Annotated in this window: 23 protein-coding genes; 4 read left to right on the top strand and 19 right to left on the bottom strand. The window is 46.5% G+C overall.

Annotation, left to right across the window (positions count from 1 at the left end; translation table 11 throughout):
* Positions 1 to 202: 202 nt before the first annotated feature.
* The 9 genes from DXA54_RS00325 to atpD form a co-directional block, all read right to left on the bottom strand.
* Complete coding sequence (locus DXA54_RS00325) at positions 203 to 1,099, bottom strand: F0F1 ATP synthase subunit gamma (RefSeq protein WP_120078809.1); 897 nt, start codon at positions 1,097 to 1,099, stop codon at positions 203 to 205.
* Between the two features lie 81 nt (positions 1,100 to 1,180).
* On the bottom strand, positions 1,181 to 2,764 hold the full coding sequence (atpA, locus tag DXA54_RS00320) for a F0F1 ATP synthase subunit alpha (protein ID WP_004295761.1): 1,584 nt from the start codon (positions 2,762 to 2,764) through the stop codon (positions 1,181 to 1,183).
* Positions 2,764 to 3,324, bottom strand: coding sequence for a F0F1 ATP synthase subunit delta (locus DXA54_RS00315; protein WP_004295760.1), 561 nt, complete (start codon positions 3,322 to 3,324; stop codon positions 2,764 to 2,766). The genes atpA and DXA54_RS00315 overlap by 1 nt, the downstream gene beginning before the upstream one ends.
* 5 nt (positions 3,325 to 3,329) lie before the next feature.
* A complete protein-coding gene (atpF, locus tag DXA54_RS00310; protein ID WP_004295759.1) occupies positions 3,330 to 3,833 on the bottom strand; it encodes a F0F1 ATP synthase subunit B in 504 nt (167 codons plus the stop codon).
* Positions 3,834 to 3,889: 56 nt separating this feature from the next.
* Complete coding sequence (gene atpE, locus DXA54_RS00305; protein ID WP_004308863.1) at positions 3,890 to 4,147, bottom strand: ATP synthase F0 subunit C; 258 nt, start codon at positions 4,145 to 4,147, stop codon at positions 3,890 to 3,892.
* Positions 4,148 to 4,255: 108 nt separating this feature from the next.
* On the bottom strand, positions 4,256 to 5,398 hold the full coding sequence (gene atpB, locus DXA54_RS00300; protein WP_004303465.1) for a F0F1 ATP synthase subunit A: 1,143 nt from the start codon (positions 5,396 to 5,398) through the stop codon (positions 4,256 to 4,258).
* On the bottom strand, positions 5,382 to 5,816 hold the full coding sequence (locus DXA54_RS00295) for a hypothetical protein (RefSeq protein WP_004303466.1): 435 nt from the start codon (positions 5,814 to 5,816) through the stop codon (positions 5,382 to 5,384). Before DXA54_RS00295 ends, atpB begins: the two co-directional genes overlap by 17 nt.
* A gap of 83 nt (positions 5,817 to 5,899) precedes the next feature.
* A complete protein-coding gene (gene atpC, locus DXA54_RS00290) occupies positions 5,900 to 6,145 on the bottom strand; it encodes an ATP synthase F1 subunit epsilon (RefSeq protein ID WP_004303467.1) in 246 nt (81 codons plus the stop codon).
* 12 nt (positions 6,146 to 6,157) lie between these two features.
* The gene (gene atpD / locus DXA54_RS00285) at positions 6,158 to 7,678 is read right to left on the bottom strand and encodes a F0F1 ATP synthase subunit beta (RefSeq protein ID WP_004295754.1); all 1,521 of its coding nucleotides are present in this window, start codon (positions 7,676 to 7,678) and stop codon (positions 6,158 to 6,160) included.
* A gap of 678 nt (positions 7,679 to 8,356) precedes the next feature.
* On the opposite strand from atpD, the gene purT reads away from it, so the two are divergent.
* Both purT and DXA54_RS00275 read left to right on the top strand, forming a co-directional pair.
* Positions 8,357 to 9,523 (top strand): formate-dependent phosphoribosylglycinamide formyltransferase, encoded by a 1,167-nt coding sequence (purT, locus tag DXA54_RS00280; RefSeq protein WP_004303468.1) that lies wholly within the window; start codon positions 8,357 to 8,359, stop codon positions 9,521 to 9,523.
* A 21-nt stretch (positions 9,524 to 9,544) separates the two neighbouring features.
* The gene (locus tag DXA54_RS00275; protein ID WP_004308860.1) at positions 9,545 to 10,015 is read left to right on the top strand and encodes a GNAT family N-acetyltransferase; all 471 of its coding nucleotides are present in this window, start codon (positions 9,545 to 9,547) and stop codon (positions 10,013 to 10,015) included.
* A gap of 152 nt (positions 10,016 to 10,167) precedes the next feature.
* Here DXA54_RS00275 and DXA54_RS00270 read toward each other — a convergent pair whose 3' ends face one another.
* The 5 genes from DXA54_RS00270 to DXA54_RS00250 all read right to left on the bottom strand — a co-directional run bounded on the left by DXA54_RS00270 (position 10,168) and on the right by DXA54_RS00250 (position 15,661).
* On the bottom strand, positions 10,168 to 11,319 hold the full coding sequence (locus tag DXA54_RS00270; protein ID WP_004308859.1) for an acyltransferase family protein: 1,152 nt from the start codon (positions 11,317 to 11,319) through the stop codon (positions 10,168 to 10,170).
* Between the two features lie 97 nt (positions 11,320 to 11,416).
* Positions 11,417 to 11,980, bottom strand: coding sequence for a Crp/Fnr family transcriptional regulator (locus tag DXA54_RS00265; protein WP_004308858.1), 564 nt, complete (start codon positions 11,978 to 11,980; stop codon positions 11,417 to 11,419).
* Between the two features lie 24 nt (positions 11,981 to 12,004).
* Positions 12,005 to 13,399 carry an acyloxyacyl hydrolase gene (locus DXA54_RS00260; protein ID WP_120078808.1) on the bottom strand — a complete coding sequence of 465 codons (1,395 nt, stop codon included), beginning with the start codon at positions 13,397 to 13,399 and terminating at the stop codon, positions 12,005 to 12,007.
* 33 nt (positions 13,400 to 13,432) lie between these two features.
* Positions 13,433 to 14,056: a chloramphenicol acetyltransferase gene (locus DXA54_RS00255; RefSeq protein ID WP_004303471.1), complete on the bottom strand. Its 624-nt coding sequence runs from the start codon at positions 14,054 to 14,056 to the stop codon at positions 13,433 to 13,435.
* 87 nt (positions 14,057 to 14,143) lie between these two features.
* Complete coding sequence (locus DXA54_RS00250) at positions 14,144 to 15,661, bottom strand: DUF4301 family protein (RefSeq protein ID WP_120078807.1); 1,518 nt, start codon at positions 15,659 to 15,661, stop codon at positions 14,144 to 14,146.
* 106 nt (positions 15,662 to 15,767) lie between these two features.
* Here DXA54_RS00250 and DXA54_RS00245 point away from each other — a divergent pair, with 106 nt between their 5' ends.
* A complete protein-coding gene (locus DXA54_RS00245) occupies positions 15,768 to 17,987 on the top strand; it encodes a RelA/SpoT family protein (protein WP_004308819.1) in 2,220 nt (739 codons plus the stop codon).
* Between the two features lie 14 nt (positions 17,988 to 18,001).
* On the opposite strand, the gene DXA54_RS00240 is transcribed toward DXA54_RS00245, so the two are convergent.
* From DXA54_RS00240 to DXA54_RS00230, 3 genes are all read right to left on the bottom strand, one after another.
* On the bottom strand, positions 18,002 to 19,159 hold the full coding sequence (locus DXA54_RS00240; protein WP_008648068.1) for an MFS transporter: 1,158 nt from the start codon (positions 19,157 to 19,159) through the stop codon (positions 18,002 to 18,004).
* 9 nt (positions 19,160 to 19,168) lie between these two features.
* Positions 19,169 to 19,990: a 3-methyl-2-oxobutanoate hydroxymethyltransferase gene (gene panB / locus DXA54_RS00235; RefSeq protein ID WP_004295743.1), complete on the bottom strand. Its 822-nt coding sequence runs from the start codon at positions 19,988 to 19,990 to the stop codon at positions 19,169 to 19,171.
* Positions 19,991 to 20,235: 245 nt separating this feature from the next.
* Positions 20,236 to 20,883: an HAD family hydrolase gene (locus tag DXA54_RS00230; protein WP_004325784.1), complete on the bottom strand. Its 648-nt coding sequence runs from the start codon at positions 20,881 to 20,883 to the stop codon at positions 20,236 to 20,238.
* 150 nt (positions 20,884 to 21,033) lie between these two features.
* Between DXA54_RS00230 and DXA54_RS00225 the strand changes: the two genes are divergently transcribed.
* Positions 21,034 to 22,398: an MATE family efflux transporter gene (locus DXA54_RS00225; protein WP_004295740.1), complete on the top strand. Its 1,365-nt coding sequence runs from the start codon at positions 21,034 to 21,036 to the stop codon at positions 22,396 to 22,398.
* Between the two features lie 39 nt (positions 22,399 to 22,437).
* On the opposite strand, the gene DXA54_RS00220 is transcribed toward DXA54_RS00225, so the two are convergent.
* Entirely contained in the window at positions 22,438 to 24,756 is a 2,319-nt protein-coding gene (locus DXA54_RS00220; protein WP_004295739.1) for an ABC transporter permease, read from the bottom strand.
* 18 nt (positions 24,757 to 24,774) lie between these two features.
* Positions 24,775 to 25,449, bottom strand: coding sequence for an ABC transporter ATP-binding protein (locus DXA54_RS00215; RefSeq protein ID WP_004295738.1), 675 nt, complete (start codon positions 25,447 to 25,449; stop codon positions 24,775 to 24,777).
* Positions 25,450 to 25,470: the final 21 nt, after the last annotated feature.

Here is a 25,470-nt window from a genome sequence, read left to right as displayed (position 1 = left end):
CACCCACCCCGCCAGGTTCCCCGGCCTACTTTTCTCTCCGTCAGGCGAGCGCCCGTAACGGAGCGTTAAGAAGGGCAAACTGTTTGAGCGTAGCGAGTTTCTGCCCTTTAGCGAAGTGAAGGAAGCGAGTAGGAGAAAAAAGTCAGCCTTGAATTTTTCTTTGCTTCTTTCTTTTGTTTCAAGACAAAAGAAAGATGATTAATTACTTCATGGATCCCCCTACAATATCCAGCAATTCGTTTGTAATCGCCTGCTGACGACTCTTATTGTACTGCTTCGTCAAATCCTGGATCAGCTCGTTTGCGTTGTCCGTAGCCACTTGCATAGCCAACGTACGTGCAGCATGTTCCGAAGCATTGGAGTCAACAGCGGCAGTAAAAATCTTCTGGCTCAATACAGTGGGGATTAAGCTCTCGATTAATTCCTCTGCGTTCGGTTCGATGATATAATCATTGGCAATCTCGTTCTCCTGTACCTCCTCTTCATTCTCTCTGTCCTCTTCACTTACGACGTTCGTCAGATTAATGGGGAGATACGTCTCACGAAGAAGAATCTGTACCCCCATTGATTTGAAGTGATGATAGATTATTTCCACCCGGTCCACTTCGCCTGCTACATACAGATCCATCAGTCGGTGAGCCAGTTCGGCAGCCTCCTGATACGTTGGTTTGTCGGAGAGCGTTGGAGAAACCTCCTGCGGTTTGAAACCCATCCGTTTGGCCGCTTCATCCACCTTCTTGCCTACCGGGAATATCAAGATATTATCCTGTCCTAAAGTACGGAATTCCCCGATAGTCTGCATCATCATTTTGATGACATTGGCGTTGAAAGCACCACAAAGAGAAGTGTTCGAAGAAAAAACAACGATTGCTACACGCTTCACTTCACGCTCCTGCACATAAGGAGATTCGATAGGCAGGTCCGCGCTTAGGAAGTTAGTCAGAATCTTGTTCAACTTCTTCTGATAAGGCAGCATATTCTCAATGGCTCCTTGTGCCTTGTGTAATTTGGCAGAAGCCACCATTTTCATTGCTGAAGTGATTTTTCGGGTACTCTTGACCGAATTTATTCTGGTTTTTACTTCTTTCAGTGAAGCCATAGTGATAATTAAAAATTAATAATTAAAAATTAAAGGGCGATCTGATTTATAAAAAAGCCAATCAGATAAATCAATGACCGATTAGATAAATTGTTTAGTGACCATGGCGGCAGTCTCTTCGATAGCCTTAATCACATTATCATCAATCACACCCGTTTTCAATACATCCAATACATCCTCCTGATGATTCAGTTGCAGCGATTCGATGAAGCTACGTTCAAAGTCCTGCACCTTATCCAGAGGAACATCGTGGAGCAGTCCGTGTGTACCACAGTAGAGAATAGCAATCTGCTGTTCTACGGGCATCGGGCTGTATTGAGGCTGAATCAACAGCTGGCCGTTCTTACGTCCCTTGTCAATCGTCAATGCGGTAATCGGGTCCATGTCGCTACTGAACTTGGAGAACGCTTCCAGTTCACGATACTGTGCCTGGTCGATCTTCAATGTTCCCGCCACTTTCTTCATAGCCTTAATCTGCGCGTTACCACCTACACGGGATACAGAGATACCGACGTTGATAGCCGGACGCGTACCCTGGTTGAACAAGTCAGTTTCAAGGAATATCTGTCCGTCGGTGATAGAAATCACGTTCGTCGGGATATAAGCCGATACGTCACCAGCCTGCGTTTCGATGATAGGCAATGCCGTGAGCGAACCACCGCCTTTGACAATTCCCTTCAGACTTTCCGGAAGATCGTTCATTTCGCGAGCCACTTCCTCCTGACTGATAATCTTGGCAGCACGTTCCAACAGACGGGAGTGCAGATAGAAGATATCACCCGGATAAGCCTCACGACCTGATGGACGGCGAAGAATCAGAGAAACCTCACGATAAGCTACCGCCTGCTTGGAAAGGTCATCATAAACCACCAACGCATGACGACCGGTATCACGGAAATACTCGCCAATGGCAGCACCCGCAAAAGGAGCGTAATACTGCAATGCAGCCGGATCACCAGCCGTAGCAGCCACCACAATCGTGTAGTCCAGTGCTCCGTACTCACGAAGCGTATTAACGATAGAAGCAACGGTAGAACCCTTCTGACCGATAGCCACATAAATACAATATACAGGATCACCTGCCAGGAAGTTACTGCGCTGGTTGATAATCGTATCAATAGCGATGGCAGTCTTTCCCGTCTGGCGGTCGCCGATAATCAACTCACGCTGTCCGCGACCGATAGGAATCATGGCGTCTACCGCCTTCAATCCCGTCTGCAACGGTTGGTTCACAGGCTGACGGTAGATTACCCCCGGAGCTTTCCGTTCCAATGGCATATCATACAGTTCGCCACCAACCAGCCCCTTGCCGTCGAGCGGTTCGCCCAGCGGGTCGATCACACGTCCCAGCATGCCCTCTCCTACACGGATGGAGGCGATACGTTTGGTACGCTTCACGACGAATCCCTCTTTGATCTTGTCCGTCGGACCCAACAGCACAGCACCCACGTTGTCCTCTTCGAGGTTCATCACGATTGCTTTGATACCATTGTCAAACTCCAGCAATTCATTGGCTTCGGCATTTCGCAATCCATAGATACGCACTACGCCGTCGCTCACCTGGAGCACCGTACCGATTTCGTCAAGTTGCACATTGGCGTTGATTCCTTCGAGCTGCTTGCGCAATATATCAGATACTTCGCTTACTTTTATATTTTCAGACATTATACAATTCTCCTATTCTTATCAATAAATTGTTGTTTCACTCGCTTCAACTGCGTGGCAACGCTTGCATCCAGTCGGTAGTCGTTGACATCGAAGATAAATCCGCCTTCGATCGAAGGATCTATCACCGTTTCGAGTTCCATCTGGGCGTGCAAGATATGCTCTGCTGCGGAACGAATCCGGTTTTCCGTTTCCTTATTGACGGGAACGGCTGTAATGAGCTTACCCACTCCGATATGCTTCAGCTTCCGGTAGAGATCCAGATACATCAGGCTGATAAATTGCAGATAGCCTTCACGCCTGTTTCGCAGTACCAAAGTGATAAAACGGACAAACTCTCTGGTCGATTTTCCGTCACCGTCGGCAGCCGTGCAGACTAACGCCAACTTTTCCTTCGTTGTGATGACCGGATTATCAAGTGCTTCGCGCAAACCGGGTTGTTCACAAAAACTGTGCGACAGCGTCAGGAACTCCTGATATAACCTGTCCTCCAGACCTTTTTCCTGTGCATATTCAATGATGGCTTTTGCATAACGCATTGAGAGTATTCCGACTTCCATCTTCCTTAGTTCTTATTCGGGGTTAGTACTTCATCCAGCATACGGTCGATCATGCCCATCTGTGCTTCCTTGTCCTCAAGACTCTTGCGGAGCACTTTCTCGGCGATGTCCACAGAAAGCACGGCTACCTGGCGACGGATGTCGCGGATGGCTTCGTCTTTCTCTATCTGGATTTGTTGTTTCACCGCATCCAGTTCTTTTTGTGCGGCAATTTCGGCTTGTTTACGGGCCTCGTGAACAATCTTGTCACGTTCTTCCATTGCTTCCCTCAAGATGCGTCCTTGTTCTTTGTTGGCGGCAGCCACCAATGCGTCGCCTTCCTCTTTCAGTTTAGACAACTGGGCATTAGCCTCTCTCGCCACCTCCAAAGACTGGTCGATATAGGTCTTACGACCCTCCACCATCTTGATGATGACGGGAAAGCCGTATTTCGCCAATATCACGAACACAATCCCGAATGAGAGAAACATCCAGAACAGCAGGCCACTATCAGGTAATAGTAATGACATATCTTTTAATTAGAAATTAAAGACTATAAATTAAAAGCTGGGGTGGGTTCTCCCTTTTAGAGGAAGAACACCAACAGACAAACTACTACCGCCAACAGAGCCACACCTTCAATCAAGGCGGCGGCGATAATCATGTTCATACGGATGTCCCCTGATGCTTCCGGCTGGCGTGCGATTGCCTCCATTGCCGAACTACCAATCTTACCAATACCCAAACCAGCTCCGATTACTGCAAGACCTGCACCGATAGCTGCACCTAATTTACTAACTCCTACTGCTGCTGCAGTGGCTTGTAACAATACTGATAGTAACATAATTTTCAGTTTTAAAATGGTTTATATTTTCTCTTGTTTATTATTTAATCATTCATTCCGCGCGTTTATTCCGTATTCTTTTTATCAACGTTTTCACCGCGTTTCATTTCAATTTTCTTCAGCTTTCACTTTGGCACCTTCCTGTGCCAGACCGATAAACACTGCCGACAACATCGTAAATACGTAAGCCTGGATGAAAGCAACCAACAACTCAAGCGCATTCATAAAGATGTTGAACAATACAGAAGCCACCGTCAGCGTGCCGTTCAGTGCAGGCCCCATGCTTGCCGAGATAAAGATCAGGCAGGTAAGCACCAGCATCGCCATGTGTCCCGCCAGCATATTGGCAAAAAGACGAATCATCAAAGCAAACGGTTTCGTAAAGATTCCGAAGAACTCGATGAATGGCATCATCGGTATAGGCACTTTCAGCCACCAAGGTACATCAGGCCAGAAAATATCCTTCCAGTAATGTTTCGAACCGAAGATATTCACTGCCAGGAACGTGCAGACTGCAAGCACCATAGTGATAGCGATATTTCCCGTCACGTTCGCACCTCCGGGGAAGAACGGAATCAATCCCATCATGTTATTGATAAAGATGAAAAAGAACGCTGTCAGCAGATACGGTGCAAACTTCCGGTAGTTGGGTCCTACACAACTCTTGATAATATCGTCGTTCACCATCATGATGAACATCTCCATGAATCCGATAAATCCTCCCGGCGCTTTCGCTCCTTGCGGACGTTTTCTGTACCAGTGTGACACGCTCAATACGATGATGAGCAACAACACGCTGTTGAACAGCAAAGCAAATGTCACTTTCGTGATGGAAATATCCCACGGGCGGACCTGTTCGCCTGCCGCATTATACTCTACCAGTTTGCCCTCGTACTTACTTCCTTCGGGAGCGATGGAAAGTCCTTCATAAGTCCCTCCATTCTCTTCGAGACGGGAAGAAAGGAACGTGTGCCAACCTGTAGTGCTACTATAAACAATAATAGGTAATGGTATAGTAATGTGCGTGTTACCCCACGTCGTAATATGCCATTCGTAGGAGTCGCCGATATGACCGAACACAATTTCTTTCACATCCACCGTGTTCTCCTGTTCCTCTTTCGGAGTAATCTCGTCCTGCGTCTGTTGTGACACCGCTTCCCCCTCCTGTTCCTGTGCAAGAACCGGCAAGCTGACTGCCGCCATGAGGCAGAACAGAATCAACGGAGCTACTATGTTATGCAACTGTTTCATTTTTCTTCTTATTTTTCTTTTTCCGTTTCTGATTCAACTCAAAAGAGAAGAAGAACCAGGTTTCGAATACCAGATATATCAAATAGAACAAGATAAACGTCAGCAGAAAGGCTCTGGCTTCTTCGCGAACGGCAAGACAATAAATCAATACCAGAATCAGCGAAAGAATCATTTTTATCATCTTCGTTGCCAGATACAACAGTAACATTCTCTGTGGAGCATGCCGACGGCAAGCGTCGAAAGCATAAATGCTAAACAGCCCGAAGAAGTAAAAATAGATCGGAATAAACGGATACCCTCCGAAATAATGCCCCGGCAAAGCGAAGTGTAGAATGACAGCTCCGAGTGCCCCGCTAATTACCGCAAATAAGGTATGCCACCAAATAAAATTCCGTTTAGTTTTACTAATATTCACCATGTTACTGTGTTTTTCTGTAAGATTATAACCTCGTTTTTTTCAATTTTTTAATGCTTAGTCTTTGTGCCGGTGAGGAGTTTCCGTCAGGAAACACAGGCAGAAACCGTACCGTCACTCATTTCGACAAAACCGCCCTGAATATCCATCGTGTGCTCTTCTCCGTCCATCGTCGTGTAACTCAACGTTCCCGCTTTCAACGACGAAACAATGGGCGCATGCCCGGGGAGAATAGAAAACGAACCGATCATTCCCGGCAATGTGACAATCTTCACATTTCCGTCGAATATGCTCTTTTCGGGCGATACTATACTCAAATGCAGTTCTTTCATCATGCTATCTTTTTATTTTTTTGCTGCCTGTTCCAGCAATTTCTTACCTTTCTCTATTGCCTCCTCAATGGTTCCGACATTCAAGAAAGCCTGTTCGGGAAGATAATCCACTTCTCCTTCCAGAATCATCTTGAATCCCTTGATGGTGTCTTCAATACCCACCATCACACCCGGAACGCCTGTAAACTGTTCAGCCACGGCAAACGGTTGTGAAAGGAAACGCTGCACACGGCGGGCGCGGTTCACTACCATCTTGTCTTCTTCCGAGAGTTCTTCCATACCGAGGATGGAGATAATATCTTGTAATTCCTTGTTACGTTGCAGAATTTGTTTCACTTGCTGCGCTACGTCGTAGTGTTCCTGGCCAACAATGTGCGGGTCGAGGATACGTGACGTAGAAGCCAACGGGTCTACCGCCGGATAAATACCCAGCTCCGTAATCTTACGGTCGAGCACGGTAGTTGCGTCCAAGTGGCTGAAAGTTGTTGCAGGAGCCGGGTCGGTCAAGTCATCGGCAGGCACATACACCGCCTGTACGGAGGTGATAGAACCTTTGCGGGTAGACGTGATACGTTCCTGCATCGCACCCATTTCCGTAGCCAACGTGGGCTGGTAACCAACAGCGGAGGGCATACGTCCCAAAAGGGCGGACACTTCCGAACCTGCTTGCGTGAAACGGAAGATATTATCAATAAAGAACAGAATATCGCGTTTCTCACCTTCTTTTCCTGCGTCGCGGAAAGATTCCGCCACCGTCAGTCCGGACAATGCCACAGAGGCACGTGCGCCCGGAGGCTCGTTCATCTGACCGAAAATCAGAGACACTTGCGATTTCTCCAGTTCGTTATAATCCACTTTCGAAAGATCCCAGTGACCTTTCTCCATTCCTTCTTTGAATGCTTCGCCGTAACGGATTACACCGGATTCAATCATTTCGCGCAGCAAGTCGTTACCTTCACGGGTACGTTCACCTACTCCGGCAAATACAGAGAATCCATTATGTTTCTTGGCGATATTATTGATAAGTTCCTGAATCAATACAGTCTTTCCTACACCGGCACCGCCGAACAAACCGATTTTACCACCTTTGGCATACGGTTCGAGCAGGTCGATCACTTTGATACCTGTGAAGAGCACCTCTTGCACAGTAGTCAAATCCTCAAACTTAGGGGGGTCGCGATGAATGGAATATGCACCTTTGCGGTCGAGTCCTTTCATACCGTCGATCGAATCACCGACTACGTTCATCAGTCGTCCTTTAATCTGTTCGCCAATCGGCATCGTGATCGGGCCTCCGGTGGGATACACTTTCATGCCTCTCTGAAGTCCGTCAGTACTGTCCATCGCTACGGTACGCACCGTATTTTCGCCGATATGTTGCTGAACTTCTACAACCAGTATTTTGCCGTTTGGCCTCTTTATCTCCAGTGCGTCGTGGATGCTTGGCAGCACCAATTCTGCATCCGTACCCTCAAAGTACACATCGACCACAGGGCCGATCACCTGCGAGATATGTCCGATAATCTGTGACATAAGCAATCTCTAATTTATTTATATTATTCTTTTCTCTCCTTTTTGACTTTATAATATGAAAGGAATGCACATTTTTCGCGTTTTACCTATTTCATTATTATAATAAACAGTTGAGTTCAGTTTTTGTTCAACTATTTTCTATATCCCATAAACTTCTGTCCTTAGAAATAGTTAAAGAAACAACTGCGCAAATGTAGAAACAATTCCGTGTCGTTGTGCTTCCTTTTTCATAATTTGTCGTTCGATAACACTTATTAGACCTACAATGACTACAGATTGACCAATTCAGGCAAATTTCTGCTACAAATCAATAGCAAAACAAGTTTGGGGGCAATAATCTATCAATAAACTAAATTAACCCATCGAGTTTCCTATCTCTTTGTTAAAAATCAATGGATTAGCAAAAACAAGAAATAGTGGCAAAAACAACTAGTTTTGTGCTCGAACACAGAAAAGTCCGTATTTTCATGTTTTCCTTAAGAAAGTTTAAAGCCATATTTCCTGTTTTTCTCCTATCTATTCTATTCCTTATATATTCCGCATTTTTGCATTAAGATTCACATCCATCTTTATAAAGTTCCCAATTTGCATAAAAGAGCAATATAATAACGCCACATACAATTATTATCTCATTTTTTTGCTGTAATTTTGCACCACTAATATAAAACACTCAAAATGATGAAGAAAATACTGTTACTCGGTTCTGGCGAACTAGGAAAAGAATTTGTAATTTCAGCTCAACGTAAAGGCCAGCACATCATTGCTTGCGACTCCTATGCAGGAGCACCGGCTATGCAAGTGGCCGATGAATTTGAAGTATTCGACATGCTGAACGGTGAAGAGCTGGAACGCGTGGTGAAGAAACACCGCCCGGACATCATCGTTCCGGAGATTGAAGCCATCCGTACAGAACGCTTATACGACTTCGAGAAAGAAGGTATCCAGGTAGTTCCCAGCGCTCGTGCCGTGAACTTCACGATGAACCGCAAAGCCATTCGCGACCTTGCCGCCCAAGAACTCGGACTGAAAACAGCCAAATACTTCTATGCCAAAACTCTGGAAGAACTGAAAGAAGCTGCCGATAAAATCGGTTTCCCTTGTGTCGTTAAACCATTGATGTCTTCTTCCGGCAAAGGACAATCGCTCGTGAAGAGTGCCGACGAACTCGAACATGCCTGGGAATACGGATGCAGCGGCAGTCGTGGCGATATTCGCGAACTTATCATTGAAGAATTTATCAAGTTCGACAGCGAAATCACCCTGCTCACCGTTACCCAAAAGAACGGCCCTACCCTCTTCTGCCCTCCTATCGGACACGTGCAGAAAGGTGGCGACTACCGCGAAAGTTTCCAGCCTGCACACATTGATCCCGCCCATTTGAAAGAAGCGGAAGAGATGGCGGAGAAAGTAACCCGTGCCCTCACAGGTGCAGGACTTTGGGGAGTTGAGTTCTTCCTAAGCCATGATAATGGAGTCTATTTCTCCGAACTCTCTCCTCGTCCGCATGACACAGGTATGGTGACACTGGCGGGCACACAAAACCTGAATGAATTTGAATTGCATCTGCGTGCCGTACTCGGCCTGCCCATTCCCGGCATCAAACAAGAACGGATAGGCGCAAGCGCTGTGATCCTTTCCCCGATTGCCAGCCAGGAACGTCCTCAATATCGCGGACTAGAAGAAGTGACCAAAGAAGAAGATACTTATCTCCGCATTTTCGGCAAACCGTTTACACGTGTCAACCGCCGTATGGGTGTGGTACTTTGTTATGCTCCGCTTGATTCTGATTTGGATGCGTTGCGCGACAAGGCTAAGAGAATTGCAGAGAAAGTAGAAGTTCATTAATACAAGAAATTCAGAGATAAGATGAATAAAATCCGCCAAGTAAACCTGTCTGATATTCCAGCACTGCAAGAGCTATATCAGCATACAGTTCTGACTGTGAACCGAAAAGATTATACAGCCGAAGAAGTAGCAGATTGGGCTTCGTGCGGAGACGATACGTCACACTGGAATGAGCTTTTCGAAGAACAACATTATGTGGTTGCAGAAAACGAAGAAGGCGTGATTGTAGGCTTTGGCTCTGTAAACGATGACGGATATATGCACACGCTGTTCGTTCACAAGGACTTTCAGCATCAAGGTGTCGCAACATCTTTGTATAAGCATCTCGAAGCATATGCACGAGAAAGAGGTGCGAAAAGATTAACATCGGAAGTTAGCATCACGGCAAAACCATTTTTTGAAAAACAAGGTTTTCAGGTCGATGAAGAGCAAAAGCGGAAAGCTAATCAAATGTGTCTCACCAATTATAAGATGAGCAAGCAGTTCTGTTAATCACATCTAATCATTTCTAAGATGAAAACATAGAAGAAAGCTCATTTGCAGATAAAGAAAGTCTTATTTTATATAAGAAAAACTCCAGCTATGGTGACGGATAAAGTTACATTAGCTGGAGTTTTTCTTTTTAACTTCATGAAATGAAAACGTCATTTCTTACTCAATAAACGTTTAGCCAAATATTTACGTATTGGTTCATCATACAGCTTCAAACACAGATAAGCAAGAATAATACTCAAAATAAAGACACACAAAGCTACGTGCCAGGTTTCACCTAACGTGTAGAGTTGATTCTCAATCAGCCATGCATAGAACAGATACATCAACGGATAATGTATCACATAAACCGGATAAGATATATCTCCCAAAAACTTACATATCTTTGTCGATTGCTTGTCCGTGGTGGTACCCGACGCTCCTATCCACAGAATGATAGGGAAAGCCACAATCACGCAAAACGCTTCATAAACACCATTCATGCAAAGCGGCTCCAACCCTTCCAGATAAGGAACAGAGAACAGGGCAATCAGCGCAATAGCACATATCCAAAATGCACCTTTCACCTTCATAGGCTTGAAATTGCGCGACATAAGCATACCCAACGAAAAAGGGAAAAGCATACGCAAGGAACCGCCCAAAAAGTTAACCCCATCCAGCGTCCAGCCCACTCCTATGTTTCCATAAGTGGAGACATTAAAAACAGCAAACGCCGCCAACGCTACGCCCAGCAACACCACAAACACCGTCAGTGCCTTGTTGGACAAGCGGCGAATGAACAACGCATACAGGATATTGCCGATATACTCAAAAAACAATGACCAGCAAGGACCATTCAACGGAAACATCTCACCGTTGCCACGAACTTCGTACCCAACACCCGGCATGGCAGGAATGAAGAAGATCGTACAAAGCAGAGACAACATTATCATGGAGATAGCTACGTGCGTCCCGTCCCATTGCACACTCCCCTGAATACAGAACGTGATAGCACCGAGAACGGCACCCATAATGACCATCGGATGAAGACGTATCAATCGGCGTTTAAAGAAATCTTTCATGGTGAGACTTTTACCCCAACGGTCGTCGTAAGCATAACCGATCACAAAACCCGAAAGGATAAAAAAGAAATCCACGGCTAAATATCCGTGATTCAGAGTTTCAATAGCGCTATTACTGGCAAAAGCGAAGCCCTCGAATACGTGATACCATATCACCATAAGAGCCGCCACACCGCGAAGTCCGTCAAGAAGATCATAATGCGCCTTGGTGTCTGAAAAAGCTGAAGCAGAAATGTTCGACATTTGTTTTTCTATTAGTAAGTTAGTATTTTCAGAAGGCAAAGATACGGTTTGCGCTACGAAGTTTCTTTGCTCTAAAGCAAAAAAGCCCTGCTAATCGCTATTTTTTAGCACGTACCCGACTAAGGGTATAGATGGAAATGCCCAGAAAAGCAGCCACATATTTCAGCTTCACTCGGTTTATTAATCCGGGATAGCGACGGTTGAACTGTTCGTAGCGTTCTTTGGGCGAAAGTTGGAGGCGCTCCACAAACATGTGGCTAAGCTCCTTATTCACATTCTGATGCAGGATTCTTCCCCAGTTGGCTATGTCGATATATGTTTCGTAGAGGGCATTCAGCTTGTCGATGTGGATGACGTAGATTTTGCAATCGGAAAGCGTTTCAACGCTTTCTACCGATGGTTGCTGATAGTAGAGCGAATCCATGCCGAACGTGACGTCGCCCTCCTGACTGAACCACGTAGTGGTGTCCTCTCCGTTGTGGTGGAATACGGAACGGGCGATGCCCTCTTCAATGAAATATACCAGGCGGTCTGTGACGCCTGCCTGAACGATACGGGTATCTTTGGGATAATACCTTAATTCCATATTCGCCTGAAGCGCTTGAAGTGCTTCGTCGGAAACCGGATAGATTTGCCTGATTTTACGAATGATATGTTCCATTTGGGGGTAATGGCGTATTGGGGGTTAATGACGTACTTTAGGATATTTATTATTAAAACGGAAACCAAGACCGAGCATCAGATAATTAGGGGTCTGGAAATCCTGAAGATTGTAGCCGATGTGAAGGAATGAACTCCGGGTGACGTTGATCTTCAACGCAAAGACCTGATACAGTCCGCGCAAATCGCCACGCCCCAGCACATTCGTTCCCAAGCCGACACCGATGGTAAAAAACGGCATCACGTATTCTGCCCGTCCGGAAAGTCCGAGCGCAAGCTGATTCTGAATGCCCGGCACGAGAAATTTACGACGGGAGGAACCACTGCCTGCATCGTACTCCACCAGCGCATCTTCAGTGTACACATTAGCACTACCGTCATAAACACCGTCCAGCGAAACTCCGAAACGCAGCTTATAGTTGAGATTGTACATCGGAGCAAAGTTGAATCCCGCTACGGGATAGCTGCCCGGTGATGCAATCTGCTTCTCGCCTACATAGACGCCTTTGCGACGCCACGAGCCGAACAACACAAGGTCATAACTGACGTGTCGCGGAAAACGGGGAACGTAGGGATGAACCAATGATTTAGTGAGGTCGGCTTCTTCCCGGTTGAAGTTGTATACCAGTCCGATTTTCGCTCCGGTGGTGTTGACACCTGCATTGGGAAACTTGGTGTTGCCGTTGGAGAAATGCGTGAAGTCTCCACCGATGATAAAGTCGAAATAACGAGAAAGCGACCAGTTAAGGTAAATACCCGCATTGAGATAGGCATTCACCCGTGAGCCTACGGCTCCGTTGTAGGAGTTGTAATCGTTGTCATAAGGTTTCCATCCGGCAGAAATACCGAAATTCCACTCGTAATTGAGCGAAAGGCGGGGATTGAAACGGGCAATGCGTGCACCTTGAAAGACATAGAACGTCATCGGATCACCCAGTTGCTTTTTGTCGCCAAAGGTGGTGAAAGCCAAGCCGAAACCTTGATAAGCTCCGCCATAGATGCGGTCGGCACAGGTGTTGGGACGAAACTTGAAAGAGTATTTCAGATGAGCGGCAAATGAACTCTGGATGGGTTTCCACCGTTCGTTCTCGCCTTGCAGGAAAGGATTGGTGGGGAACACGTATTGCGGCCGCGCCTCTATCCCCAACCGGTGAATGAAATGGTGGGGAACGTAGGGAGCTACGGTGTCGGCTCCGCATTGCGGGAAGCTGTTGTGCCGGAAGCCATGAATTTCTTCCTGCAATCTCCGCACTTCTTCACGAAGTTGGCGGACGTCCTGCTGGAGCTGTTCTACGTCTTGCCGCATTTCCTTCACCTCTTTCTCTTCCTGCCCTACCTCCTGCGCACTAAGCGAAGTGTCGGGGAAAAGCAAAGCGGAACAGATTACGGCGATTTCCCATCTGGGTATCTTTACTCTCATATAATAGTCTGGTTTGTCTTTTCAGAACGGAAGTTACAAATGGAGCTTCTCAATAAACTGTGCCACATGATAGCCATCCATCAATCCATGATGGCAGGTTACGGAAACGGGCATCATCAGTCTTTCTCCGTCGCGGAAGTACTTTCCGGTGGAGATTTTGGGAACGCTGTCGCCCGAACGCATATTGGTGGGGTGCTTCATGTCGGTGAATGAGAGCCACGGCACTGCCGAATAATGAATGGCATTGGGATGGAAAGTGCCTCCTTTGTTGAGTCCCGTAGTGGCTTGCAAACGTTCCATTTCGGCTTTTGCCCGGCGGATAAAGACAAGTTCGTCCGGATCATATTCAAAGGCGGCAAAAGAAAAGGTATGGTCGTCACGGCCTACGGTGGCTTCGGGCAGAAGGCTGTCATAGCACACCACCTTATCGCCTTCGATGCGATAACGGAATTCTTCTACCGCAGCAGCGGCAGTCGTTATCCGGTGGAGGACTAACAGGGAAAAGGATATGCCTTTGGTTTTGGCTTCCTGATACGCGCGCGTACAGTCTACCTGAACGGTCACTCCGAAAAACGGATCGTCAAAAGCACTGAAATGTTCGTAATGTTCTCTTCTGTTCCAAGTAGCAATATCGATGATCTTCTCTATCTGATTCATTCTAAACACTCTTTTTTAAATTTCACCACAGATTACACAACTGTCTCTACAGGTAAAATCGGGGTAATCTGTGGTGAATATATTCAATTACTGATGTTGCTCACGCAACAGGTCGTTCACTGTTTTTACCGGATTGAAAGTGGAAAGTGGCACTTCTACAAAGACGGTATTCCAGTCACTCATCGCTCCGTTCCACAAGCCGGGAAGTTCGAGAGCTTTCAGGTCTTTGCCGTTCTTCGATTTGTAGGAGATGAAGCCTGTTGCTTTATCTACATACTTCACCAGGTCGAACTTATGTCCTTTATAATCGCGCACGGCGCATACGAGGTCTACCGGATTGAAGTGTGTGCCTTTCTCGAACATTTCTTTCTTCTCCGGATCGTCCATGTCGATCTGTGAGCTTTCGAGGATTTGCAGTGAGATGGTTCCGTCGCTGTTGTAAGCAAGGAACGGGCCGCCACCGGGTTCGCCTACGTTCTTCACCATTCCGCAGATGCGCATCGGGCGGTTGAACTTGTTTTTCAGGTAGATGGCGAGTACGGAATCTTCGAGGTCTTTCGTCTCCGGATTCTTGCAGAAGAGTTTCTTTTGCAGGAATTGAAGCATTTCCATCATCTGGTCGTGGGTGTATTTACCGCTGTCGAGCAGGGTAAGGTATTCGAATACTTGTTTTTGCAAAGTCACGAGCACTCCGGCAATCAGTTTCTTATAAGTAACGGTGTCGGCTTTCAGTCTGTCGGGCACTACGTTGTCGATGTTCTTGATGAAGATAATGTCTGCATCGAGGTCGTTCAGGTTCTCGATCAGTGCGCCGTGGCCACCGGGACGGAACAGCAGTTTGCCGTTGTCACGGAAAGGTTGGTTGTCCATGTCGGCGGCAATCGTGTCGGTACTCGGCTTTTGTTCGGAGAAGGTGATGTAATAGTCTACTCCATAGCGTTTGGAAAATTCGTCTACCTTTTCGGCTACCAGCTTCTTGAAGAGTTCACGGTGTTCGGTAGATACCGTGAAGTGCACGTTTACTTTACCGCTCTTTCCGGCAGCATACAAGGCTCCTTCGGCGAGATGTTCTTCCATCGGCGTGCGTGAACCTTCGGGATACTTATGGAATTTGAGCAGACCTTTCGGTAGTGCGCCGTAATTCAGTCCGGCTGTTTCGAGCAGGGCGGATACCACTGCTTTATAGTTGCCGTCTTCGATCAGTCCGGGAATATCTTTTCCGTCGATACGCTGGCAGGCTACATTCAGGTCATCATAGAAAGCAAAATTCTTGATTCCGTCGAAGAATGCCTGTTCGAACTTGGTAGTCGGCCGGTCATAGTCGGCAGACAGGAACTCGAACAGGTTCTTGAACATACGACTCGCTGCACCGGAGGCGGGCACGAACTTCACAACAGTCTTATCTGTGTTGGTATATGCATCCCAGGCGGCCAGATAAGCCTTCTGTTCTTCTGCATCGGGAGCTAATATTCCCTTTTCGATGGAGGCTGCCGCATCCAGCTTCAAAAAGGGGAAACCCGTCTGGAAGCATGCTAATTGTTCTACAATTTGCTCTTCCGTGATGCCTTTCTTGGCAAGCAACTCTTTGTCCTGTGTCGTTATCATAATATCTAATTTTATTAATTGATGCCCAAAAATACAAAATGTTATTTACTTCTTGCCGAATAACCGGGAAAAAAACTAATTTTACATCGAATTAACAAGATTGAATATGGACGACTTTTTTACATCAGAGGAAAAAAAGGAGCTTTTTTCACTCTACCGGCATTTGTTACAATCTGCAGGAGATAGCATTTCCTGGAAGGATTGCCTAAAGTTAAAGAGACATCTTATCAAAGCGGCCCAGTGTAACGGTCTGCAACGCAATAACTTCGGGATGAATCCCGTCATCAGAGATTTACAAACGGCAGTGATCGTTGCCGAGGAAATCGGTATGAAAGGTTCGTGCCTGATCGGTATCATGTTGCACGAAATCGTGAAGGGGCATGTATTGTCTATCGACGAGGTGAACGCCGAATATGGGGATGACGTAGCAAGTATCATCAAGGGATTGGTGAAAACGAACGAGCTGTATGCGAAGAGTCCGGCTATCGAGTCGGAAAACTTCCGTAATCTGCTGCTTTCTTTTGCGGAGGATATGCGTGTAATCCTGATTATGATTGCGGATCGTGTGAATGTGATGCGCCAAATCAAGGACACGGGCAACGAGGAGGACCGGCTCAAAGTGGCGAACGAGGCTGCTTACCTGTATGCTCCGCTGGCACATAAGCTGGGATTGTACAAGCTGAAATCGGAACTGGAAGATTTGTCTCTCAAATATACGCAGAAGGAAACGTATTATTTTATCAAGGATAAGCTGAACGAGACGAAGGCGTCCCGCGACAAGTATATCGCTGCTTTTATCGAACCGATCCAGAGGAAGGTGTCGGAAGCAGGATTGAAGTTTGACATCAAGGGGCGTACCAAGTCGATTCATTCGATATGGAACAAGATTCAGAAGCAGAAAACGTCTTTTGAGGGGATTTATGACTTGTTCGCCATCCGTATCATCCTCGATTCGGAGCCGGACCCGGCTAAGGAGAAGCAGGAATGCTGGCAGGTTTATTCGATTGTTACGGATATGTACCAGCCGAACCCGAAGCGTCTGCGCGACTGGCTCTCTATCCCGAAAAGCAATGGTTACGAGTCGTTGCACATCACTGTGATGGGCCCGGAAGGGAAATGGGTGGAAGTGCAGATACGTACCCGCCGCATGGACGAGATCGCGGAACGCGGATTGGCTGCTCACTGGAGATATAAAGGTATCAAGGGTGAAACGGGTCTGGACGAGTGGTTGACTTCTGTGCGGGAGGCGTTGGAGAATGCAGACAACGATTCACTGAAAGTGATGGATCAGTTTAAGATGGATCTCTACGAGGATGAAGTGTTTGTCTTCACGCCCAAGGGGGATTTGTTCAAGCTCGCCAAAGGGGCTACGGTATTGGATTTTGCTTTCCATATCCATAGTAAGTTGGGATGCAAGTGTATCGGCGCGAAAGTGAACGGCAAGAATGTGCAGCTCAAACAGAAACTGAACAGCGGCGACCAAGTGGAGATCATGACTTCAAACACCCAGACGCCGAAGCAGGACTGGCTGAACATCGTGACGACTTCCAAAGCGCGCACCAAGATAAGGCAGGCTCTCAAAGAGATGGTGGCACGCCAGCACGCTTTTGCCAAGGAGACGCTGGAACGGAAATTCAAGAATCGTAAGTTGGAATATGATGAAGCGACCATGATGCGCCTCATCAAGCGTTTGGGCTTCAAGAATGTGACGGAGTTTTATCAGCGGATTGCCGACGGTGGACTGGACGTTAACGAGATTCTGGATAAGTATGTGGAGCAACAGAAGCGGGACAGTGATACGCACGATGAAATTGTGTATCGCAGTGCCGAAGGGTATAACTTGCAGGCTGCGCAACAAGAGGAAACGACGTCTAAGGAAGATGTTCTGGTAATCGATCAGAATCTGAAAGGGTTGGAATTCAAGTTGGCTAAATGTTGTAATCCGATTTACGGGGATGATGTGTTTGGTTTCGTTACGGTAAGCGGTGGTATCAAGATACACCGGGCGGACTGTCCGAATGCCAATCAGATGCGCGAACGTTTCGGTTATCGTATTGTGAAGGCTCGTTGGGCGGGGAAATCGGTAGGTACGCAATATCCTATCACGCTGCGGGTTGTAGGGCATGATGATATTGGCATCGTGACTAATATCACTTCTATTATATCCAAAGAGAATGGTATCACGCTGCGCTCCATCGGTATTGACTCGAACGACGGTTTGTTCTCCGGAACACTGACGGTCATGGTGGGTGATACGGGACGTTTGGAGGCTCTTATCAAGAAATTACGTACTATAAAGGGAGTAAAACAAGTTAGCCGGAATTAATTCCGGCTACTCTCCTATCTTACTTTCTTCTTTATATAATAAGGATAGGTAATCAATACAAAGAAGAGTAAAGCAATGGATGCTACTATCTGTCCGGTATGTAGCATCTTATCTGTATCCAATTCCATGTAGCAGGCGGTAACGATTCCCAGGGAAATGCCGATTTCGGTTGCCAGCAGATGGGTGGTGTTGGCTGTTCCGCGTTGGCAATGGTGGGATAGCTTTACGAACATCACCAGAAATTCCGGCAGGATAAAGCCTAAGCCCAGTCCTAAGAGTACGGAGGAAATGCCTATGGAGATGTCTGTATTCAGTAGGGACATGGCTACGATTTCCAATCCGAGTCCTATAATGACCAGTCGCAGTGTTTTCTCTTTCAGGAAAAACAGACGTGCAAAGAACAGGGAAACGATGTATCCGAGGGCTGTTCCTACAAAGAACGGTACGGGGATTCCTGTGTTTCCGAGTACGAAATCGTTTAGGAAAGGGTGTACCATGGGAACCAGCAGTCCCGGAATGAAGGTTATCAGGATCAGATTGATGGCAGGAACCCATCCACGAAGCAATAGGAAGCGGTCGAAGGAATAGAGTTTGGTGACAATCGGCGCACGGAAAGGTACGTAGACTCCTGATAACATGAGGATTCCGACAGCTCCGGTTATGACAGATACAGTGAGCAGGGTTTGGAAGGATTGGCTTTGATAAAGCCATACTCCGAGGATAATGCCTGCGATCATTCCCATACGTGCCATCCAGGAGAAACTGACGTTTCCCGCACTGCGCAGTGTGGAGTTGGTGATGTCAATGGCCAATGTGATGCCGGCTGTTGTGCCTATGCCAAAGGCAAGCCCTTGCACGGTGCCCAACAGAATCAGTTCTGTGAGGTTGGTGACAAAGGCGTATCCGATGGTCGCCACTACCATCAGGACAGCAGCAAACATACAGACGTACTTACGCTTGTATGCATCTACCAGATAGGCATGGAAAGGACCGATGAGGAACATCCCCAAGGTGAAAAAGAGAAAGATTACTCCTGTCTGTGCAGCCGGCACTCCGAGACGGTCGGCCATCTCTACGGAAAGCACCGGAAATAACACATACAAGGATATAAACAACAGCAAATTAGCTACACATATCCGCATAAAATGAACTGTCCACAATTTAACTGCCATATACTATATTTAATATTGTTCCTTCTCGTTGGGGAAGTAGCAATTCTTCACGTCAGAAACGTAACGGCTGATGGCATCGGTCATCACCGTGTACAAGTCAGCATAACGACGCAAGAAACGCGGACGGAATCCGTTGTTCATGCCAAGCATATCCTGAATCACCAATACCTGACCGTCTACGTGTCCACCGGCACCGATACCGATAATAGGTATGGTCAGTTCGGATGCTACGCGTTCGGCAAGGGTTGCGGGAATCTTTTCGAGTACAATGGCAAAACAGCCTGCTTCTTCTAATAGATGGGCGTCGCGAATCAGTTTTTCGGCTTCGGCGTCGTCTTTGGCACGCACGGTATAGGTGCCGTATTTATTGATGGATTGAGGCATGAGTCCCAGATGTCCCATTACCGGAATGCCAGCGCATACGATGCGTCTCACCGTGTCTATGATTTCTTCACCACCTTCGAGCTTCAAAGCGTCAGCGTGGCTTTCTTTCATGATACGGATGGCAGAAGCAAGTCCTTCCATCTCGTTGCCCTGATAGGATCCGAAAGGCATATCAACCACTACCATCGCACGTTTCACGCCGCGTACCACGGATTTGGCATGATAGATCATTTGGTCGAGTGTGATAGGAAGTGTTGTCACATTACCTGCCATTACATTGGAAGCGGAGTCGCCTACCAGGATTACGTCCATTCCCGCACCGTCTACAATCTGTGCCATTGTGTAATCATAAGCAGTCAGCATAGATATTTTTTCACCTCTCTGTTTCATTTCAACCAGGCGATGAGTAGTCACCTTTCTTGAGTCATCTGATATATAACCAGCCATGTCTTTTTAAATTAAAAATTAATGATTAAAAATTAAAACGACGTCAAGCGCCTTCAAAAATCGCGGCAAAGTTATAACATTTAATTCATAACAGAGAAGGAAATGCAAAAAATCCTTTCAAACACCTCGCTTGGATAGCTGGGGAGGCGGTTGGAAGGATTCTGTGAGGTATAATAAAAGCTCCTTAACAATATAAGGAAGCGATTTATCAAGTGCAATAATGCGTTTCGGATTTATTCTTTCTCTTAACGATGCAGGGTCAGGAGCTTGTCGTAGGTCATGCCGGTGAAGTCGTCTATTATATAATGTGCTTTGCCAGTGATAGCTTCACGTGTATTGGTGGTGGCAAGTCCGATCACTGTTGCCCCGGAAGTCATTCCGGCTTGCAGGCCGTGGAAAGAATCTTCAAAGACGTAGGTGTTTTCGGGGGTGGCTTCAAAGATTTCCATCCCGAGCAGGAAGCAGTCGGGAGCCGGTTTGGAACGGGCAAACATCTCTCCGGTCAGGATGCGGTCTACCATTCCTTTAAATTCGGGGTGGGCATTGTAGACGTTAGCCATCTTCTCTTCGTTGGAGCTGGTGACTACGGCTATCTTTGCACCGTTACGGCGAAGATCGGCTATAAAGGCTTCTACTCCGGGGATGTATTCGTAGGACATCTTTTGCTCGTAAACGTAGAGTTCGGCGCTTATTTCAAGCTGGGCTTCGGGTTGGTCCGAGAAATACTTTTCATAGATTTGCAATAATGTCTGTCCCTTAATACGGCGGCCGAAATCTTCTTCATTCAGATATTTCCGTCCCTGCTCGTCCCAGAAGACTGTGTACTGCGTTTCTGTATCCATAATGACACCATCAAAATCGAAGAGTGCCGCAATCGTTTTCGTTGTATTCATATATAAACTTTCTTTTTACCTAAACGTTAAACCTTGTGTATCCGTCGTTGCAAAGTTCCGAATAATCATCGAATCAGGCAAATAATTCGTACCTTTGCAAAGCTAAAAAAAACGTAACATACGTTTTTATCCAACAAAATCTATTAGCGCATGAGCAAGAACGACCCACATATCTTAGGCAAAGAAAGTATCGGCAAATTGCTGTTACAATATTCCATTCCTGCAATTATCGGAATGACGATTACTTCTATCTATAATATTATTGATAGTATCTTCATCGGACATGGTGTAGGCCCAATGGCGATTGCCGGACTAGCCATCAGCTTTCCGCTGATGAATCTGGTGGTGGCTTTCTGTACATTGGTATCGGCGGGCGGTTCTACGCTGGCGTCTATCCGTCTGGGGCAAAAGGACATGAAGGGGGCTACGGAAATCTTGTCACACACGTTGATGCTCTGTATCACTAATTCGTTCTTCTTTGGTATTTTGTCTTTCATCTTCCTGGATGATATATTGGTTTTCTTCGGGGCCAGTAGCGAGACGCTTCCTTATGCGCGGAGCTTTATGCAGGTGATCTTATTGGGTACTCCTATCACTTATACGATGATTGGGTTGAACAACGTGATGCGTGCTACCGGATACCCGAAAAAGGCGATGTTGACTTCGATGGTGACGGTGGTAGCGAACATTATCCTCGCTCCTATCTTTATTTTCCACTTTGAATGGGGAATGAGGGGAGCTGCTACGGCAACGGTGATTTCACAGTTGATCGGTATGGTGTGGGTGGTGAGCCATTTTGTCAAGAAAGACAGTACGGTGCATTTTGAGGGGAATATCTGGAAGATGAAACGGAGGATTGTGGAGAGTATCTTCGCCATCGGTATGTCTCCTTTCCTGATGAATGTGTGTGCGTGTGCCATTGTGATTATCATCAATAACAGTCTGCAAAATTACGGGGGCGATATGGCGATTGGTGCTTATGGGATTATTAACCGTTTGCTGACGCTTTATGTGATGATTGTGTTAGGTCTGACGATGGGTATGCAGCCTATTGTGGGGTATAACTTCGGAGCACAGAAGATAGACCGTGTGAAACAGACATTGCGACTGGGGATTATCTCCGGGGTCGTGATTACCAGTAGCGGGTTTATTATCTGCGAGTTCTTCCCTCATGCCGTATCGGCTCTTTTCACGGATAGCGATGAATTGATTGATTTGGCCGTAGACGGTATCCGGCTGGCTGTATTGATGTTCCCGTTTGTAGGGGCGCAGATTGTGATTGGTAACTTCTTCCAAAGTATCGGGAAGGCTAAAATAAGTATTTTCCTTTCGCTGACGCGACAGTTGCTTTATCTTTTGCCTTGCTTGCTGCTCTTTCCCAACTGGTGGGGATTGGAAGGTATCTGGATTAGTATGCCGGTATCGGATGCATTGGCGTTTATTACGGCGGTTGTCAGTCTGATGATTTACATTAAGAAAGTGTCTAAACAACATCCGGAAACGGTAGCGGAATAAAGCATTAACTGCTTTACTCCGCCTGTTGGTTTTTATTCTTTATTCTGCTTTGATGCTCTTTACGGGGTTTTCATTGGCAACGTGCCAGGCTTTCACTACCACGCAAGCCACGATAACCAATAGTACCAGCAGGGCTATTCCTATAAAAAGTAACAGATCCATATCAATTCGTTCGCTAAACTGTTCCAACCATATTTGGCCTGTAAAATAGGAAGCGGCAGTACCTATCAGCACAGAGATTACGGAGATATTCAGAATGTCGTATATCAATAGTTTCAGGATGCCGGAGGCCTCTGCCCCATTCACTTTGCGTATGGCTATTTCCTTGCTGCGGCGTTGAGTTTCTCCATTCACATAGCCAATCAATCCCGTGATGACAATAAGCAGGATGAAGCAGGACGAAATCCAGACTGCGTTACGGAAACGGTATACGCTCTTATAGCCTTCGCGAATCATGCTGTCTACTGAATTGAAGTTCAGGGCTACATTCGGGAATGTTTTTGCCACACATTCGTTCAAGCGTTTCAGGTTCTCGTCATAGGGTTCTTTTAGACGAACATTGATGGTGTGATTGGCCGATTCTTTATCGGCAATCAATACGATAGGAGACTGACTGGAATAGAAACTTCTATTACGAATATCATCAAACACTCCCACGATGGTACCTTCTACCCCACTCACTGATTTTCCTACGGCACCATCGGTCCATTTCATCAAACGAACGAGTTCTTTATTTACCAATAGATCGCCTTTTTTCTTGATGGTAGTGCCTTCTGTTATTCTGATTCCCATCACATTCGGATAATCATAGTCGCACATATTGAAATTAAGGGTGGCAATGCGTTTGCCGTCGTTACCAATCAATCCACGTGTCCAATATTCTCCCAGTACGCTGTGTGTGGATGCCGATACCCCGTCCACCATCGGTTGGCGGAGCAACTCGTCTTTTACATGTTCTACTGTTTCGCCGGACATCCAGGTTTCGGCTTCTACCAGTCCCGGAATCTTGATTCCCATATCTCCATTCATCAGGTGAGAATATTGTAACAGGGTAACCAGCAATAATCCGAGTACAAAGGAGGTACCCGTGAACTGGACAAATAGTAATGAACGTTTCCATCCTCTTTTTCCATCCGTATAGTGCCGGAATACCTGCGTGACGGGAATACGTGAGAACAGTTTTCCCGGTATGCCTCCTGCCAGGAGGAAAAGGACTACTACAGTGAGCAAGGGTATCCAAATGATGTCCCAGGCAAACAGTGAGGCAAGGCTGGTTCCCAACAGGTCTTCGATCAATTCGCCCATGTTGATTATCAACAGGAAGCTAAACAGGACGGATAGTAGAACCAATACTCCGGTTTCTGCCAGAAACATGCCAAAGATGTTTCCGGAACTGGCTCCACTGCATTTATGCACTCCTACGCTTTTTGCACGACGACTGATAGTGGCTATTGAAATCAACATATAATTCATGATGGCTACAAAAAACACTGAAAAGCCGAGGAAGCCGAATATCATCAAACGTTTCTGGGTATCGGCAGAATCCAGATGGCGTTTCGAAAGAGGAACAACGCTGTATTCCAACTTCCAGTCATCCCATTGCAAGGGGCTGTATTTTGCCATTACTTGTTGAATTTTGCTGTTCACCTTGTCTATATCCGACGCATGACGCAAGCGTGCAAAGGCATAAAAGATATCATTCCCATTCCAACCGTTACCACTCGCATAGCGACCATCGCGGTGGATGGTAATCACAAAGTCACGGGAGAGCATCGAATTTTCGGGTATGTCTTTATAGACGCCGCGAATTGTGAGCTCCAACTGCTTGTCGGCCGAAAGGGTTTTCCCAATAGGGTCTGCGCTACCGAATGTTTCACGGGCAAAATGTTCTGATACAAATATGCTATTCGAGATGATGAGATCTTTCGCGTTCCCTTTTAGTACGGGTATACCCATCGTTTCAAAGAAACAGGTGTCGACCATCATGTAATTTGCTTTTGACAGCAGTTTGTCTTCCTTATAAATATGATAAAACTGGGAAGGAAGTACACAGGTGGCTGATTCTATTTCTTCAGGCATATCCTGCGCCAAGGTAAAAGCTACCGGATCACAGACGGTATAGTCATAATTCATTCCGTCATCACCCTGCACTTCGCCGGTCGTCATATTCTGTGCCGCTATTCTCGCCATTATCAGATTCTCCGCTTCCGGGTAACATTTCTCATAGCTCATCTCAAAAGCTATTTGCGAGAAAAGCAAGATGCCAACTGTTAGTCCTAAAGAAAGGGAGAGCACTCTTACGATATTCAAAGTACGCTCATGCAGTAATGTACGTATGCTATAATAGATTTGTCTCATACTTGCTTCTGATCTGGTTTATGCTATCACACTGGCTACCAGGCTGCCGTCGAACAAATGAACTGTACGATGGGCAAAGGATGCGTCGTGTTGTGAGTGTGTCACCATGATGATGGTTGTTCCTTCTTTATTCAGTTCGGTCAACAGGTTCATCACTTCTGCCCCATTCTTTGAGTCGAGGTTACCGGTCGGCTCATCGGCGAGAATCAGTTTCGGGTTGGTCACTACGGCACGGGCAATGGCGACACGTTGTTGCTGACCACCGGAAAGTTGTTGCGGAAAGTGTTTGGCACGATGGCTGATGTTCATCCGTTTCAGAATGTCTTCTACCATGCGGCGGCGTTCGGATGCTTTAAAGCCCAGGTATGTCAGAGGAAGTTCTACATTCTCGTAAACATTCAGCTCGTCGATCAGGTTAAAGCTCTGGAATACGAATCCGAGTTTGCCCTTACGCACATGGGTACGTTCTTTCTCTTTCAATCCGCCCACTTCTTCACCCATCAAGCGGTAGGAACCTTCGGTGGGGTTATCGAGCAAACCCAGAATATTCAACAAAGTGGATTTACCACAACCGGAGGGGCCCATAATGGCTACAAACTCTCCCTCTTTTACTTCAAGGTTTACGTGATTCAAGGCAACTGTCTCTACTTCGGAAGTACGGAATACTTTACTGATGTTGTTTATTTCAATCATACTCTTTTTATTTATGTTTTT

Source organism: Bacteroides sp. OF03-11BH, assembly GCF_003604005.1.
GTDB lineage: Bacteria > Bacteroidota > Bacteroidia > Bacteroidales > Bacteroidaceae > Bacteroides > Bacteroides ovatus.
Note: the sequence above shows the minus strand (reverse complement) of the source record. Positions and strands in the feature narration are given on the sequence as shown.

Coding starts and splice junctions, on each gene's coding strand:
- DXA54_RS00260 (WP_120078808.1), bottom strand. CDS start 13,399: ATGAGAGTAAAGATACCCAGATGGGAAATCGCCGTAATCTGTTCCGCT.
- DXA54_RS00215 (WP_004295738.1), bottom strand. CDS start 25,449: ATGATTGAAATAAACAACATCAGTAAAGTATTCCGTACTTCCGAAGTA.
- atpD (WP_004295754.1), bottom strand. CDS start 7,678: ATGTCACAGATTATCGGACATATCTCGCAGGTGATCGGCCCTGTGGTC.
- DXA54_RS00325 (WP_120078809.1), bottom strand. CDS start 1,099: ATGGCTTCACTGAAAGAAGTAAAAACCAGAATAAATTCGGTCAAGAGT.
- DXA54_RS00295 (WP_004303466.1), bottom strand. CDS start 5,816: ATGGTGAATATTAGTAAAACTAAACGGAATTTTATTTGGTGGCATACC.
- DXA54_RS00245 (WP_004308819.1), top strand. CDS start 15,768: ATGGACGACTTTTTTACATCAGAGGAAAAAAAGGAGCTTTTTTCACTC.
- DXA54_RS00230 (WP_004325784.1), bottom strand. CDS start 20,883: ATGAATACAACGAAAACGATTGCGGCACTCTTCGATTTTGATGGTGTC.
- atpB (WP_004303465.1), bottom strand. CDS start 5,398: ATGAAACAGTTGCATAACATAGTAGCTCCGTTGATTCTGTTCTGCCTC.
- panB (WP_004295743.1), bottom strand. CDS start 19,990: ATGGCTGGTTATATATCAGATGACTCAAGAAAGGTGACTACTCATCGC.
- DXA54_RS00225 (WP_004295740.1), top strand. CDS start 21,034: ATGAGCAAGAACGACCCACATATCTTAGGCAAAGAAAGTATCGGCAAA.
- DXA54_RS00250 (WP_120078807.1), bottom strand. CDS start 15,661: ATGATAACGACACAGGACAAAGAGTTGCTTGCCAAGAAAGGCATCACG.
- DXA54_RS00220 (WP_004295739.1), bottom strand. CDS start 24,756: ATGAGACAAATCTATTATAGCATACGTACATTACTGCATGAGCGTACT.
- atpE (WP_004308863.1), bottom strand. CDS start 4,147: ATGTTACTATCAGTATTGTTACAAGCCACTGCAGCAGCAGTAGGAGTT.
- atpC (WP_004303467.1), bottom strand. CDS start 6,145: ATGAAAGAACTGCATTTGAGTATAGTATCGCCCGAAAAGAGCATATTC.
- DXA54_RS00240 (WP_008648068.1), bottom strand. CDS start 19,159: ATGGCAGTTAAATTGTGGACAGTTCATTTTATGCGGATATGTGTAGCT.
- DXA54_RS00275 (WP_004308860.1), top strand. CDS start 9,545: ATGAATAAAATCCGCCAAGTAAACCTGTCTGATATTCCAGCACTGCAA.
- DXA54_RS00270 (WP_004308859.1), bottom strand. CDS start 11,319: ATGTCGAACATTTCTGCTTCAGCTTTTTCAGACACCAAGGCGCATTAT.
- DXA54_RS00265 (WP_004308858.1), bottom strand. CDS start 11,980: ATGGAACATATCATTCGTAAAATCAGGCAAATCTATCCGGTTTCCGAC.
- DXA54_RS00255 (WP_004303471.1), bottom strand. CDS start 14,056: ATGAATCAGATAGAGAAGATCATCGATATTGCTACTTGGAACAGAAGA.
- atpF (WP_004295759.1), bottom strand. CDS start 3,833: ATGTCATTACTATTACCTGATAGTGGCCTGCTGTTCTGGATGTTTCTC.
- purT (WP_004303468.1), top strand. CDS start 8,357: ATGAAGAAAATACTGTTACTCGGTTCTGGCGAACTAGGAAAAGAATTT.
- atpA (WP_004295761.1), bottom strand. CDS start 2,764: ATGTCTGAAAATATAAAAGTAAGCGAAGTATCTGATATATTGCGCAAG.
- DXA54_RS00315 (WP_004295760.1), bottom strand. CDS start 3,324: ATGGAAGTCGGAATACTCTCAATGCGTTATGCAAAAGCCATCATTGAA.